Source organism: Protofrankia sp. CiP1_Cm_nod4 (genome assembly GCF_982290645.1).
In genome coordinates this window covers 5,398-19,025 of record NZ_CEVIVC010000097.1, presented here as the reverse complement: position 1 = coordinate 19,025, position 13,628 = coordinate 5,398, and the positions used below count along the sequence as shown (strand labels likewise).

Below are 13,628 nucleotides of genomic sequence, written 5' to 3'. Positions count from 1 at the left end.
CTCATACACTCCTGGTCGGGTCCGTACGCCCTTGACTCGTAGCCCCTTGCGGAACCCGTTCCCGCTACGGAGGTCGACGAGAAACATGTCCCGTGCGCGCAGAAATCGCTCACGCTGGGCGGGAGTCAGACGGCGGTACATGTCCAGAAAGCGTAAGGTCCGCTCGAATGTGGGCACACACGCACGATACTCTTTCTGCCACAGAGCAGAAGTCTGGGTCAGGCCGTACGGGGATACTCGACCAGGTCGCCGACGACGGCCGCTCGCAGGGACGCGTCGAACTCCTCGACGCTGTCGTACAGCTCGGTGTGGCCGGCATCGGCCTCGGCCAGTGCCTCGTCGAGCGCTGCCTGCGCGGTAGGGGAAAGGTCGACAAATTCGACATCGGCCAGAACGGCCGGCGGCTCGTGGTCCATCTCGGCCCCCCTTCCCATCCTGGACAGCCTGTGAACAGATTCCTCGCATCTTACCATGCTCCATGGTTTCTTGATCATCCCGCGGTCCGGATCCGCTGGGGGCGTGAGCCAGGATCCTCAAAGGAGCAGCCGCTTGATGTGGCACGGGAGCCGCGGCCTGGGCAAGGTGCCCATCGCCATCGCCATGCACGGATGTGGCCGGCGGTGGTTTCGCGGGCGCGATCCATGTCCTCGCCGGTGAGCACGAGTTCGGCCAGCAGCTCCCCGACATCCTCGTAGGTGTGCCGTCCCGCGGTGGTCTTCTTGGTCGTCCCAGCCGGCCTTGTCGCTCGGTATCGGCCAGGCACTGGGTGCGGTGCGCTTCCGCGAGCGGGGTCCTGAACGGAGCGCTCCGGCCCCTTTGAGAAACTGAAAAGCCTGCGCTCACCGATGAGCGGCGGATCGGACGCGGAAAATCGTGGCCGTCGCGGGCCCTGGTGGGGCAGCCCGCGGGCCAAGTGCCGCCTGGCTGCGGACCGGAGGGGACGCGGATGTGCGTTGACCTGTGTAAACGTCCCATGCGCCGGGGGCCGGGAGGCCACCGGGTGCGGGACGAGGGATCGATCCTGATTCTCACCCTCGGCTATGTTCTTGTCGCGTTGATGCTGGCGCTCGTGGTGACCGACGTGTCCGTGGTGTACCTGGCCAGGCGTTCGCTCGCCTCCGCCGCGGACGGTGCGGCGCTCGCCGCGGCCCAGAGCGTCGACGAGACGGCGATCTACACCGCGACGGGGGAGCTCCAGCGGCTGCCGCTGACGGCGGTCGCCGCGACCGTCGCGCAGTACCAGAGCGACGCCGACCCGTCCGGGCGCACGACGCTGACCGCGGAACTGGTGGAGCCGGCGACGGTCCGGGTGACCGGTATCCGCACGGTGACCCTGCCGGTGGTGGCGATCCTGGGGATCGGCCCGCTGACCGTCACGGCCAGCGCGGACGCCCAGTCACTCGTCCGCCCGCCCGCGCCCTGAAACGCCGGCCCGGCTACGGCCCGGCCACGCCCCCCGCGTCCCGCGGAACACCAGCCGATGAACACCAGCCGCTACGGCAGGCGGTACCGCGGGTAATCTGCCGTGACGGCACCGCCCGCCCCGGTCCGGGCCGCGGGCCGCGCCTCGTCGGGAGCCTTCCTGGAAAGGCCCATGGCAACCCCCGTCAGAACCAGGGGGAGGTGGTGGCGATCAGGTCGTCCAGGTCGTGGCCGGTGCGCCTGGTGGCGAGCGCGGAGATGTCGTGCACCAGCCGGGCGACCCATTCCGCTGGCCGTTGCAGGGAGAGGGTCACCGCGTGGGAGGCGTGCTGCCTGGCCTCGTAGGGGTCGGGACGTTCGCGGCTGAGCGCGGCCCGGGCCCGCGCCATGTGCACCGCGACCACCATCCCGGTCTGTCCGCTGTCGTCGATCATCTCGGACGCCCGCTCGAGGTGGCTGTCCGCGTCCTCGGCGACGCCCACGGTGGTCAACGCCTCGGCGGAGGCGAGCGCGAGGTCGGCGGGGGAGTAGGTGTCGAGGGCGAATCCCGGACGCCCGTGCGCGGAGCTGTCCATCAGCTCCATGATCTTCCATGCCTGGGCCACCGAGCGCCGGACCCCGGCGACGTCGCCGACCGCGGCATACGAGCTGGCCGAGACCTTGCCGGCGACCAGCGCCCGGGCCGGGCTCGTGCCGGCGATACGGCCGGCGGCATCGGCGATCTGCAACGCCACCGCCGGGTTGTGCTGGCGGACCACCCGGGCGCGGACGGTCAGCGCACGGCCGGCGAGCGGCCCGTCACCGGCGGCCCGGGCGACCGTCGCGGCCCGGTCGGCCAGGGACACGGCGTCGCCGTGACGGCCCTGGTCGTAGGCGGCTCCGGCCATGGTGGTGGTCACGGCGGCGTGCAGCCGCATCCAGTCCAGCGCGACCGATCCCCGTAGCCGCCGCGCACGCGGCACCGTGCGCATGGTCTCCTCCAGCCTGGTCAGGCCGGAGACGATGTCGGCCAGGTCGGCGGTCTCGTAGCTGTCCAGCGCCTGTTCCAGCGCCCGTGCGCAGGCTTCGTGCAGGTCGCTGGTGCTTGCCTGGTCGGTCATGGCGACAATGGGGGCCACGGTGGCCGCGAGCACCCGTCGTCGGTCGGCAGGCTCAGGCATGTCGGCGTCCTTCGGGTTCGGGCGGGCGTATTACCGTGGTTCTCTTTCTGTCCGCCAAGGGCCACGACTCACCCGAGGGTGACGACGCGCGGCGGAGCTCCCGTGCTCACCGGTGCCGATTCCGACAAGCCCTGGAAGGGCGCATGCGACGTCACCACTTCCAGGCCGAAGAAGCCACTCGTTACCAACGATAGCGTTTCGGAACGCCTGCCGCTTCCGTGCCGGGATGTGGCGGTGTGTTGTGTGTCTCACAAGGGTATTACGCCGCCGGGCGGGCCGTGTCGGCGGTGTGGCCGGCCGGGGTAAATTACCTGGCTGTAACACCGTCGCTTTCTCGTAACATTGTTTCCCTGTTATTTCAGCTGGCGCCTCGGTGTTTCCACCGGATGACATCGCCTCGGTCGCGGCGGGCTGGCAGGCGTGTGCGCCACGGTTTCGCGGCCCCGGCCGTGCTGGGCTGGGCATGCCCCCATGTTCCCTCCGCGCGCCCCCACGCGCCCGCTTTCCCGCGTACCGCGATCTTTCCCCGTTATCATCGGTTACGTTCCGTGGCGACCGACGGGCCGTGATCCGCGTCGCGCGGCGAACCGGAGGCAACGGAGAGGCAAGATCTGTACGGCTGGGGGTGCGGTGCGTCCGACGGTAAGGTGGGTCTCATGGCCGCCGACATCACAGAGGAGATCAAGGCTCTCGACGCGACGCTTGCCGGCATCGAGGCCGTTCTTGATCTCGAAGCTCTCCGTCGTCGCGCAGCCGATCTGGAACGCGAGGCAGCGGACCCACAGCTGTGGAGCGATCAGGAACGCGCCCAGGTCGTGACCAGGCGACTGTCGTCGGTACGTGGGGACATCTCGCGGGTCGAGGCGCTGCGCCGGCGTCTCGACGACGTCATCGCCGCCCTCGACCTGGGGGACGACGACCTGCTCGCCGAGGCCGCGAACGACCTGCCCACGCTCGCCCGCGACATCTCCACGCTCGAGGTCCGCACCCTGCTCTCCGGTGAGTACGACGAGCGTGACGCGATCGTCCAGCTCTCGGCCGGCGCCGGCGGCGTGGATGCCGCCGACTGGACCGCGATGCTGCTGCGCATGTATCTGCGCTGGGCCGAACGGCACGGGTACGCCGCCGAGGTGTTCGACACCTCAGAGGCAGAGGAGGCGGGCCTGAAGTCCGCCACGTTCCAGATCAGGGCGCCCTACGCGTACGGGACGCTGCGCAGCGAGCACGGCGTCCACCGGCTGGTGCGGATCAGCCCCTTCGACAACCAGAACAGGCGGCAGACCTCGTTCGCCGGGGTCGAGGTGACACCCGCGGTCGAGCAGTCCGACCACGTCGAGATCGACGACAAGGAGCTGCGGATCGACATCTTCCGGTCGTCCGGGCCGGGCGGGCAGGGCGTCAACACCACCGACTCCGCGGTGCGGATCACCCATCTGCCCACCAACATCGTGGTGACCTGTCAGAACGAACGCAGCCAGCTACAGAACAAGGCCGCGGCCATGATGGTGCTCCAGGCGAAGCTGCTCGAACGCAGGCGGGCCGAGGAGGCCGCCGAGAAGCAGCGGCTGACCGGCGGGCCGCAGGACGTCTCCTTCGGCTCCCAGATCCGCAACTACGTTCTGCACCCGTACCAGATGGTGAAGGACCTGCGGACCGAGGTCGAGACGTCCGGCACGGCGGCGGTGCTCGACGGCGACATCGACGAGTTCATCGACGCGGAGATCCGCTGGCGGCGGACCACGGAGCGGCAGGGATAACCCCCGTCCGTATCCGCTCACCTGTCCGTCCGAGACCGAGACCGAGACGGGCCGGGCCCGGGCACTGGGAAGGGCCGCGTCCTGATGCGTGGTTCTGGCACGTGTCCCTGACGCATAGCCGGAGCCACGGTCTGGCACGTGGCCCCAGGACGGGCATGACCGCCCGGTTATTGTGCCGGGGTGTATCCCGACTCGGCTGACGACCGTTGGTAACCGCTGACAGGCGATTGCCTGTTGCGGTGCATGTAGTCTGGCACGGTGGCAGTCGCCTCGGCGAGCATCTTGCCGGCGTCGCCTTCAAGTTCCTGTGCGCCGATCCGTGGCGCCCGCGGGTGCGAGGCCTCGGTGTGCCGGTCCGTTTCTGGACGTCCACGCCGAATCCGCGGTCGCCCGGACGGGACGATCCGCCGCCAGCCGTCGATCTCGAGCGGGCCGAACGCAACATCGTGGTGCTGCTTGTCGACGCGTGGCTGATAAGCGGCGGCTGGAACGACTACATCGCCGAGCTCGTCGGCATGACCTCGGCGTCATCTCGTCACTGGCTGTTGCCGGTGCTGCTCACCCGGAAGGTCGACCGGACCTCGTCGATCTCGGACGTGAACTGCCTCAGGCTCTACGAGGCAGCCCACGAGCTGCGGGACCAGGTGTTCGTGAACAAAATCCTGCACCGGCTCTTCCGGCATGTCACCGACGACAATTCCCCGCTCACCGTACTGCTCAGCCACGCCTCGACGGACGGCCGGGGCGTGGCGCTGGCCGTGCGCAAATATCTGCACGAGTGCACGGACGTCGGTGACTTTCTCGACGTGCACAGTATCGCCGCCGGTGAACGGCTCGTCGAGGCGATAGACCGGGCGATTTCCGCGTCGGCGTTCCTGGCGATCGTGACCGATTCCTACAGCTCCCGGGGATGGTGCCGGCACGAGGTCATCAGGGCCAAGCGCGAACTCGGACCGATTGTTCTGCTGGACGCGGTCGAGGACCGCGACGAGCGTCGCTCGCCCTATCTCGGGAACATTCCGATACTGCGCTGGAGACCGGACTCGCCGCTCGTCATGGAGCGGCTGCTGGGCCTGCTCCTCGCCGAGTCGTTCCGGCACCGGTATTTTCCCCGCCAGGTGGCCTGGCTGTCCCGGCTGCGGCGGGTCGACCGGCCGTACTGCTGCCTTTCCCGGCCGCCCGAGCCGCTCACGCTGCTTGAGCTGCGCCGCCGCGCCGGCTCGGTGGAGGTGGACCTGACCGTCGTCTATCCCGATCCTCCGCTGGACAGCGAGGAGACGCGGCTGCTACACGAGTTCGAGCCGAGGATGCGGCTGATGACACCGACGATGCTCTTCTCGACGTGACCGGGCTGTTCTCGGCGTGCCCCGTTGTTTCCGGCGCCGGAGAACGCGTCGCGGACGCCCGGCCGGCCGCGGCCCAGCGGCCCACCGGCCGGGCCATGTGAAACGCCCGGGGCGCATGCCGCGCACGTGGGATGTCGTGCGGACGAGTGGCGGGCTGACGGCCGGCGTCGCCGCCGAAGACCGTTCGCCCACCGGGGGTGTCCGCCTCCCGGCGGCCGTCCCGGCAGGGGCCGTCCGTCCTGGCAGAGGCCGTCCTGGCGCTGGACCGGCCCTCCTAACCCCCGCCGTGGTGCCCGAATGCGGCACCGGATTATCGTGCCGGAATGCATCCTGACCCGACTGACGACCGTTGGTGAGCGCCGCCGGGCGACCGCGGCCGCCCGTCGTCGTACACGTGGTCTGGCGTTCCGGTGCCGGCGCGGAAGCCCACCAGCTCGCCGACGCCGTCTTCACGCATCTGACGGCCGACCCGTCGCGGCCGGCCGCCCGCTCGCTGGGAGTTCCGGTGCGTTTCTGGTCGGCTGGCGGGCCTTTGCACCGCCACCCGGACGGCCGTGGCGCGCGGCGGGCCGCCGACGTGCCACCACCTGTCGATCTCAGCCTGGCCGAGCGCAATGTCATCGTCCTGCTCATCGACAACGCCCTGGTGGGCGCCGGCTGGAACGACTATCTCGCGGAACTGCTGCGCGCTGTCGGCGCCGGGCCCGGTAACTGGTTGCTGCCGTTCGCGCTCACTCCCAACTTCGCCCGCGTCCCCGTCGCGGCCGACGTCGACGTCGTCGACCTGCACACGCTGCCGGCGCGTTTTCGTGAGCAGGTCCTGCTGAACCATGTCGTCCACCGGGTGTGCCGTCAGATCGGTGCCGCGGATCCGGTCCGGGTGTTCATCAGCTACGCGTCCGCGGATGGCGGTGACATCGCCAGGCAGGTGGCCCGGCATCTTCGGCTCGAGACCGATGTCGACGACTTCCTCGACGCGCACCACATATCCGGTGGGGACTCTTTCGCCGACGTTCTCGACGCCGCGGCCACCAGTAGCGCGCTGCTCGCGGTGAACTCGGATTCGTATGGTTCACGGCCGTGGTGCCAGCGGGAGCTCCTCGGCGCGAAGCGCGCGTCCATGCCGGTGGTTGTCCTGGACGCGTTCACGGACCACTCGGCGCGCGCCTTCCCGTATCTCGGCAACGTTCCGACCGTCCGCTGGCACCATGACTCGCGAGCGGTTCTCGACCGTCTGGTCGGCGTTCTGCTGACCGAGACGCTCAGGCACCGGTATTTCCCGCTGCGGGCCGCCGAGATGTGCGGCCGGCACGGTGTCGCTCTGCCCGCGTTCCTGCTGGCCCGGCCACCCGAACTGCTGACGCTGCTTGATCTGCCACGGAATTCCGCCGGAGGTGCGTCCCCAGTCGATCTTCTATATCCTGATCCACCGCTGGGTACCGAGGAGAGCCGGGTGCTGGCGAAGCTCGACGGTTCGCTACGGATGGTGACGCCGACGATGCTGTTCTCGACATGACCGCTGTTCCTGACATGACTCCCGACATGATGGGGCCCGCGACGGGCCCGGTGGTGACAGAGCGCGCGAGGAGGTTGCTGTGAGCTCGCTCGCGGACATCCGGGTGGCCGTCTCGATCTCGGACAGCCCGGACCTGGTCCGGCGAGGCCTGGGGGTGCCGCACCAGCGGCACGCGTTCGTCGAGATCGCCCGGCATGTCCTGGCCGCTGGCGGCTCCCTCGCCTACGGCGGTGACCTGCGCGCCGGCGGGTACAGCCGGGTCCTGTTCGATCTCGTCGACACCTACGACCTGCCCGGCCGGCCCGGGCCGGAGCGGGTGACCGACTACCTGGCGTGGCACCTGTTCCTGCGGTTCGGGGTGGACGAACAGGCCGAGCTCGTCGACGTCGCGACGGTGGTCGGTGTGCCGCCACCGGCCGACATCAGTCCTGACGACCCGGATCTGCGGGACGACCCAGGTAACATCGGCAGCGCTGGTGACGCGGTGGTGGCCCGCTGGAAGCGGGCCCGCGCGCTGACCGCCATGCGTGAGCGCATGGCCACCGAGACCGACGCGCGGGTGATGCTCGGCGGTGCCGTCGTCGTCGGCGCGGGGCTCTACCCCGGCCTGCTCGAGGAGGCCGTGCTCACGCTGCGGGCCGGGCGGCCGCTGTTCCTGCTGGGCGGCTTCGGCGGCTGCACCGAGCGGGTCATCGAGGCCGTGACCGGCGGGCGGCCCCGTGACCTGGAGCTGGACAGCCAGCTCGCGGCCCGTCCGGGATACGCCGAGCTGGTGGCGCAGGCGGCCCGCGCCGGCACACCGGTCGACTACGACGGCCTGCTCACCGAGCTGCGGGTGGCCGGCCCGGAGGCGCTCGCCAACGGCCTCGACCAGGCCGAGAACGAAACGCTGTTCGCCACGGACGACACCGACGAGATGGTCGCCCTCGTACTCAGCGGCCTGCGCCGTATCAGCGGGACACATCGGCGGGGACAGAGGACGCATCGGCGGGACAGTAGGTAGAAACCTCCGCCGCGGCCGCGGTTGCCACCTACGGACGCGCAGGTCACAGGTGTGGCAGCCGCTGCCATCACGACGGGACCTACCTACGGCTTTTCCGCGCCGGAGGCCGCACACTCTCATCGTGGGCAGACTCGACACGGATCCACCGATGGCGGCCGGGCATGGCGGCGACGACGGGCATGCGGGTGCCTTACGCGGGGCAGCCCGCCCAGGCGGGACCGCGGACCAGGACAGGGAGCGGAGCAGAGGCCAGCTCCCGGACCGGGACCAGCAGTGGAACCGGGATCAGGACCGGGATCAGGACGGGGGCCAGGACCGGGATCAGGACCGGGGCCAGGAGCGGGGCCAGGAGCGAGACGTGGACCGGGACCGGGACGCGCGAGCCCAGCGCCCGGTGGGCGGCTGGGTGGCGCTCGTCGGCGGCGGCCCGGGGCGGCCCGATCTGATCACCGTCCGGGGCCTGGAGCTGCTGCGCCGAGCGGACGTGGTGGTGGTCGACCGGCTCGCCCCGCGGGCCCTGCTCGACGGCTTACGGCCCGAGGTCGAGATCGTGGACGCTGGCAAGGCGCCGCACGGCCACAACCTCACCCAGGAGCAGATCAACCAGGTGATCGTCGAACGCGCCCGGCGTGGCCTGGGGGTGGTGCGTCTCAAGGGCGGCGACCCGTTCGTCTTCGGCCGCGGCGGCGAGGAGGCGCTGGCCTGCGCGGCCGCCGGGGTGCCCTGCGAGGTCGTCCCGGGGGTGACCAGCGCGACGGCGGTGCCCGCACTGGCCGGCATCCCGGTCACCCACCGTGGGATCACCCAGGACGTCACGATCGTGTCCGGCCATGTCGACCCGTCGCATCCGGGCTCGACGGTCGACTGGGACGCCGTGGCGACCGGCCCCGGGACGATCATCATCCTCATGGGCATCGGCGCGCTGGAGCAGATCACCGCCGAACTGATCAAGCGTGGGCGCCCGGCGTCGACCCCGGCAGCGGTGATCCGCGACGGCGGCAGTGGTGACCAGCAGGTGGTCGCCGGCCCGCTTGCCGACATCCCGGCCCTGGTCGCCCAGGCCGCCATCCAGCCGCCGGCCGTCATCGTCATCGGGGATGTCGTCACGGTAAGGAATGAGATTGACACTTTACGGCAGAAGGAGTTCTGATCCCGCGACGGCGAGGCTCTGATCCCGTGGCCCCGCGGGGCCACCCGGCCGACGCCCGATCAGGATCATCAGTCCGGCCGCTCCCAGGCCCGGACCGCAGAGCAGAACCGGAGCCACGACGATGACCCAGCACCGGCACCGGCCGGCGGTCACGCTGGCCGCCGGCCCGGCAACCAGCCGCGAGCTGCCATCCGGCCCCCCGTCGCAGGCCCCCCCGTCGCCTGGCCTCCGGCCGTCCGGGCCCGCGGCCGCGGCCGGGCCATGGGCAGGCCGGCTGCGGGCGGCCCGGTCATGGTTCGCTCAGGGCCTGCGGCGATTACGCGGCTGCGTGGACGCGGTCGTCGAGGCGGGTCTTGCCGTGACCGTGGCCTGGCTGCTGGGTGTGTATCTCGTCGGGGACGACCTGCCGTTCTTCGCCCCGGCCGCCGCACTGATCGTCCTCGGGGTCACCCGCGGGCAACGGCTGCGGCGGGCGCTGGACATCTGGGTCGGAGTCGCGGTAGGCGTGCTGATCGCCGATGTGATCTCCAATGCCATCGGCCCGGCGAGCGTCTGGTCGGTGGTGGCCGTCACCGTCCTCACCCTGTCCGTGGCCGCCTTCCTCGGCGGCGGGGCGATCCTCGTGGTGCAGTCGGCGGTGTCCGCCATCTATGTCGCCGTGACCACGCCGGCGGACGGCGGTCTCGTCCCCGCCCGGTTCTTCGACGCGATGGTCGGCGGCGCCGTCGCCATCGCGGTCAACCAGCTGCCGCTGCGGACCGACCCGCTGACCGAGCTGGCCGACGAGTCCGCGCCGGTGTTCGAACGGCTGGCCGACGTCCTCGACAGTGTCGCGGCCGCGCTGAAAGCCGACGACCACGACGCTGCCCGGCAGACGCTGGAGGAGGCGCGCGGCATCGACTCCGCGGTCGCGGCGTTCCACGGCGCGGTCGCCGTGGCCGAGGAGTCGGCCCGGTTCACCATCCTGCGCCGGCGCCGCTCGCCGTCGCTGGCGGCATACGGCGAGGTCGCCGCGAAGATGGACCACGCGGTACGCAACGTGCGTGTTCTCGCCCGGTCCGCGGTCATGCTGCTGCGGCTGGGCGCTCCGGCACCGCCGGTGCTCGTCGACGCGGTCAGCCAGCTCGCCGAGGCGGTCCGCGCGCTGGGCGGATACCTGACGGCGCTGGTCGAGGAGCAGGCCGGGCCTCACCGGGGCCGCGGCGCGCGGGCGCGGGCGGGCACGTCGGCCGGCCAGGCGGCCGACGCGCGGGCCGACGCGCACCGCAGCGCCATGCGGGCCGTCCGGCTGGCCGCGCGGGCGCTGTCACCGGAACAGACGCTGCCCGCCGTGGTGATCGTGGGCCAGGTCCGTTCGGCCGCGGTGGACCTGCTGCTCGGCATGGGCCTCGACTTCGACGAGGTCATGCACGCCACGGACGAGGCACTCGGATTCGCCCCCGACAGCTCGTGATCACGCCCCGCGCCGGGCCCGCCGGGCGCCGTCGGGCGTTCCGCCGTTCAGCCGAAACGGATCGCGTTCAGGGTGCGTGCGTCGCGGCGGTCGAGAACCCGGGCCGACGACCAGCCCTCGCGGTACAGCGCCGCCGGGCCCGCGGCCCGCAGCCGGGCCCACGACCGTTCGTGGCGCCGGAACGCGCGGGAACGTACCGTCCGGCCCCGGGCCCGTTGTCCCGCGAGCGCGTCCGCCGACGGTGCGTCGATCAGGATGAGATGGGCGGGCCGGTGGCGTGCTCGGGCGAGCCCGGTGATGGCCCGGCGCGCCCATCGCCGCGTCCCGCACTCGTGGACGACGAGGCTCTCACCGTGCCGGGCCGTCATCCACGCGATCCGGGCGTAGTGCGCGATGTGTACCGCGGGCCGGTACAGCCGGTACGGCAGGCGCGGCCCGAGGCGGGCCCGTAACGCGGTCCGGATGTCGGCGGAGTCCAGGATCAGCGGCCTGGCGCCCCGCGTCCGTGCCCTCGGGTCCGAGCCTGGCTCCGGGCTCGGCTTCGGGCCCGGGTCCGTGATGTCGCCGAACACGTGCCGGATGAGTGTGCTCTTGCCGGCCCCGGGGATGCCGGCCACGATCAGCACTGTGCCGGCGGGGTAGCGCAGCGTCCAGCCCGCGCCGGACGGATCGCCGGACGGATCGCCGGCATGCGGGGGCCCGGGCCTGCCGAGAGCACAGACGTCGCGTCCGGTCGTGTCGCGACCGGTCGCGCTGTGGCCCGTCCTCCGGGCGTCCGTGGGGCCCGGGCCGGATGCGCTGGCGCGCAGCGTCACGCGGCGGTTGGGCAGCCTCAGCCCGTATCCGCCTGGAGATCTCGACAGCCGGGACGTCATCAGACTGTCCGCCGGGGCCGGCTCATGGTGGCCGGGACCGGTTCGCGGCGGTCAGAACGAGGTGAGACGCAGAATTCTGTCATCGCCGTCACGTGGTGAGCCACGTCCATCCGTGTTGCTGGTCGTAATCCACAGGGATCCGTCGGGAGCGGCCACGACAGTGCGCAGGCGCCCGAATGCGCCGTCCAGAAGAGCGTGCGGTGTTCCAGCACCCTTTCCGTCAAGAGGGACGGCCCAGAGCCGCTCGCCGCGGAGCGCGGCCACATACAGGGTGCTACCGATGATCGCGGCCCCGCTCGGGGAGGCCTCGGCGGGTTTCCAGGTGACGAAGGGACTGGTGAAGCGGCCGCCGTCGGTGTCACCCCTGCCCTCGACAAGGGGCCATCCGTAGTTGTGTCCGGGCTGGATCAGGTTGACCTCGTCGTAGGTGTTCTGGCCGAACTCGGTGGCCCACAGCCGACCGGCGGAGTCCCAGGCCAGGCCCTGGACGTTGCGATGGCCGAGGCTGTACACGAGCGAATCCGGGCCGGGGTTGCCGGCCGGTACCGAACCGTCGGGACGCATCCGCAGAATCTTGCCGTTCAGGCTGGACGCGTCCTGGGCCCTGCTCTTTTCCGAGGCGTCACCCGTACTGGCGTAGAGCATGCCGTCGGGGCCGAAGGCGATACGTCCACCGTTGTGGATGGTGGCCTTCGCGATCCCGGTGAGAATCGGTTCGACGGCCGCCCGCGGTGTGTCACCCGACGGCAGCGGGAATCTCACGATCCGGTTGTCGGTGGCGGTGGTGTAGTAGGCGTACACGAGATGGTCGGTGGCATAGCCGGGGGAGACCGCCAGACCGAGCAGACCGCCTTCACCGGAGCCGGCCGCTACGTCAGGAATGCGCATGACCTCGGTGGGTGTGCCGCCGTTCGCCGGCACGCGCAGGATGCGGCCACTGCCACGTTCGGCCACCAGCGCGGAACGGTCGGGAAGGAACGCCAGGCCCCAGGGCACCCGCAGCCCGCTGGCAACCGTCTCCGGCCGCTGTGAGCCGTCCTGGTGCGAACCACCCTGACCGGAGCCGGTGGACGTGCCCGCGGGATCGTCCGCCTGGGAGGTACCGGTCGAGCCGCAGCCGGCAAGGACGATCCCGGCCAGGCCGATGAGAGCTACCGCCGCGCGGGCGCGCAGGGCCGCACGGGCGGGACCGTGACCGCCCGCCGCCCGGCCGGCGCGACCGCGTGGCCGCGGCATGCTGACAGACGGCATCCGCTCTCCTCACGGTCGATGTCCTGACGGCCGGCGACGGTGCGTCGCGTCCGGTCGGGCTACCCGTCCAACGTCGCGCCCACGCCGCACGTGCCCTGGAAGCGACCGGGAGGGCTGTCCGCCCTGGCTCAGCCGTGATGGGCGGCCAGCAGGGCGAGCATCAGGAGCACCGCGACAACGGCGATCAGCAGCTGCGGAGTGATCGTGAAGGACGAGTGGTGCATCGAGTCACGAGCCGACCGGCAGGACGGGCACCGGGCCTCGGCCACTGGCCCGGCGCATCGGGCGCATACCAGGTCCTCGCAGCACATGCCGTCGACCTCCCTTGCGTCCGGTTGCCCTGTGTCCGGCTGGCGCGCGATGGTGACGAACAGCCGGCCGCCGCGTGCACGGCCTGTCCGCCCCGCACAATGTCTGGCGGCCAAGGAAAGTTCCACTATCTGACGAGCGATCGGCCCTGTCCACCTGCCCGCTCACCGGACGCTCGTCCGCACCGGCGATGACAGAGCGGACGGTGACCAGACCACGGTCGAACCGTGACCGGTCCGCGGTCGGCCCGAGGCTGGAGCACAACCGAGCCATGACCGGAACGTGACCAAAATGTGACCGGAATGTGACCGGAGCGCGGCTGAATTGTGACTGATCCATGTCAACGTCGTGTCGTGTCGTGTCGTGTCGTGGTCGTGGTCGTGGTC

12 protein-coding genes are annotated in these 13,628 nt (G+C 71.0%); 7 read left to right on the top strand and 5 right to left on the bottom strand.

The genetic code is table 11. From position 1 onward, the window contains the following. Positions 1 to 218: 218 nt before the first annotated feature. Complete coding sequence (locus tag AC5LSR_RS17150; protein WP_250290272.1) at positions 219 to 416, bottom strand: hypothetical protein; 198 nt, start codon at positions 414 to 416, stop codon at positions 219 to 221. 530 nt (positions 417 to 946) lie between these two features. Here AC5LSR_RS17150 and AC5LSR_RS17145 point away from each other — a divergent pair. Further along, a complete protein-coding gene (locus tag AC5LSR_RS17145) occupies positions 947 to 1,423 on the top strand; it encodes a pilus assembly protein TadG-related protein (protein ID WP_250290273.1) in 477 nt (158 codons plus the stop codon). A 184-nt stretch (positions 1,424 to 1,607) separates the two neighbouring features. On the opposite strand, the gene AC5LSR_RS17140 is transcribed toward AC5LSR_RS17145, so the two are convergent. Further along, entirely contained in the window at positions 1,608 to 2,582 is a 975-nt protein-coding gene (locus AC5LSR_RS17140; RefSeq protein WP_250284340.1) for a hypothetical protein, read from the bottom strand. Positions 2,583 to 3,238: 656 nt separating this feature from the next. Between AC5LSR_RS17140 and prfB the strand changes: the two genes are divergently transcribed. The 6 genes from prfB to AC5LSR_RS17110 all read left to right on the top strand — a co-directional run bounded on the left by prfB (position 3,239) and on the right by AC5LSR_RS17110 (position 10,807). Continuing rightward, the gene (gene prfB / locus AC5LSR_RS17135) at positions 3,239 to 4,339 is read left to right on the top strand and encodes a peptide chain release factor 2 (protein WP_250284338.1); all 1,101 of its coding nucleotides are present in this window, start codon (positions 3,239 to 3,241) and stop codon (positions 4,337 to 4,339) included. Between the two features lie 239 nt (positions 4,340 to 4,578). After that, positions 4,579 to 5,685, top strand: coding sequence for a toll/interleukin-1 receptor domain-containing protein (locus AC5LSR_RS17130; protein WP_250284336.1), 1,107 nt, complete (start codon positions 4,579 to 4,581; stop codon positions 5,683 to 5,685). 352 nt (positions 5,686 to 6,037) lie between these two features. Further along, positions 6,038 to 7,201, top strand: coding sequence for a toll/interleukin-1 receptor domain-containing protein (locus tag AC5LSR_RS17125; RefSeq protein WP_250284334.1), 1,164 nt, complete (start codon positions 6,038 to 6,040; stop codon positions 7,199 to 7,201). 79 nt (positions 7,202 to 7,280) lie between these two features. Then, positions 7,281 to 8,204 carry a hypothetical protein gene (locus tag AC5LSR_RS17120; protein ID WP_250284332.1) on the top strand — a complete coding sequence of 308 codons (924 nt, stop codon included), beginning with the start codon at positions 7,281 to 7,283 and terminating at the stop codon, positions 8,202 to 8,204. 358 nt (positions 8,205 to 8,562) lie between these two features. Next, positions 8,563 to 9,354, top strand: a complete 792-nt coding sequence (gene cobA, locus AC5LSR_RS17115) for a uroporphyrinogen-III C-methyltransferase (RefSeq protein WP_250284330.1) — start codon at positions 8,563 to 8,565, stop codon at positions 9,352 to 9,354. Between the two features lie 121 nt (positions 9,355 to 9,475). Next, positions 9,476 to 10,807, top strand: a complete 1,332-nt coding sequence (locus tag AC5LSR_RS17110) for an FUSC family protein (RefSeq protein WP_493465332.1) — start codon at positions 9,476 to 9,478, stop codon at positions 10,805 to 10,807. Between the two features lie 47 nt (positions 10,808 to 10,854). Here AC5LSR_RS17110 and AC5LSR_RS17105 read toward each other — a convergent pair whose 3' ends face one another. From AC5LSR_RS17105 to AC5LSR_RS17095, 3 genes are all read right to left on the bottom strand, one after another. Then, positions 10,855 to 11,682: an AAA family ATPase gene (locus AC5LSR_RS17105; protein WP_250286608.1), complete on the bottom strand. Its 828-nt coding sequence runs from the start codon at positions 11,680 to 11,682 to the stop codon at positions 10,855 to 10,857. Between the two features lie 51 nt (positions 11,683 to 11,733). Next, positions 11,734 to 12,933, bottom strand: a complete 1,200-nt coding sequence (locus tag AC5LSR_RS17100) for a PQQ-dependent sugar dehydrogenase (protein ID WP_250286610.1) — start codon at positions 12,931 to 12,933, stop codon at positions 11,734 to 11,736. A gap of 128 nt (positions 12,934 to 13,061) precedes the next feature. Further along, positions 13,062 to 13,244 carry a hypothetical protein gene (locus AC5LSR_RS17095; RefSeq protein WP_250286612.1) on the bottom strand — a complete coding sequence of 61 codons (183 nt, stop codon included), beginning with the start codon at positions 13,242 to 13,244 and terminating at the stop codon, positions 13,062 to 13,064. Between the last annotated feature and the right edge of the window lie 384 nt (positions 13,245 to 13,628).

Bases quoted from the DNA above. Each gene is read 5' to 3' on its own strand.
- AC5LSR_RS17150 (WP_250290272.1), bottom strand. From the start codon at position 416: ATGGACCACGAGCCGCCGGCCGTTCTGGCCGATGTCGAATTTGTCGAC.
- AC5LSR_RS17145 (WP_250290273.1), top strand. From the start codon at position 947: ATGTGCGTTGACCTGTGTAAACGTCCCATGCGCCGGGGGCCGGGAGGC.
- AC5LSR_RS17140 (WP_250284340.1), bottom strand. From the start codon at position 2,582: ATGCCTGAGCCTGCCGACCGACGACGGGTGCTCGCGGCCACCGTGGCC.
- prfB (WP_250284338.1), top strand. From the start codon at position 3,239: ATGGCCGCCGACATCACAGAGGAGATCAAGGCTCTCGACGCGACGCTT.
- AC5LSR_RS17110 (WP_493465332.1), top strand. From the start codon at position 9,476: ATGACCCAGCACCGGCACCGGCCGGCGGTCACGCTGGCCGCCGGCCCG.
- AC5LSR_RS17105 (WP_250286608.1), bottom strand. From the start codon at position 11,682: ATGACGTCCCGGCTGTCGAGATCTCCAGGCGGATACGGGCTGAGGCTG.
- AC5LSR_RS17100 (WP_250286610.1), bottom strand. From the start codon at position 12,933: ATGCCGTCTGTCAGCATGCCGCGGCCACGCGGTCGCGCCGGCCGGGCG.
- AC5LSR_RS17095 (WP_250286612.1), bottom strand. From the start codon at position 13,244: ATGTGCTGCGAGGACCTGGTATGCGCCCGATGCGCCGGGCCAGTGGCC.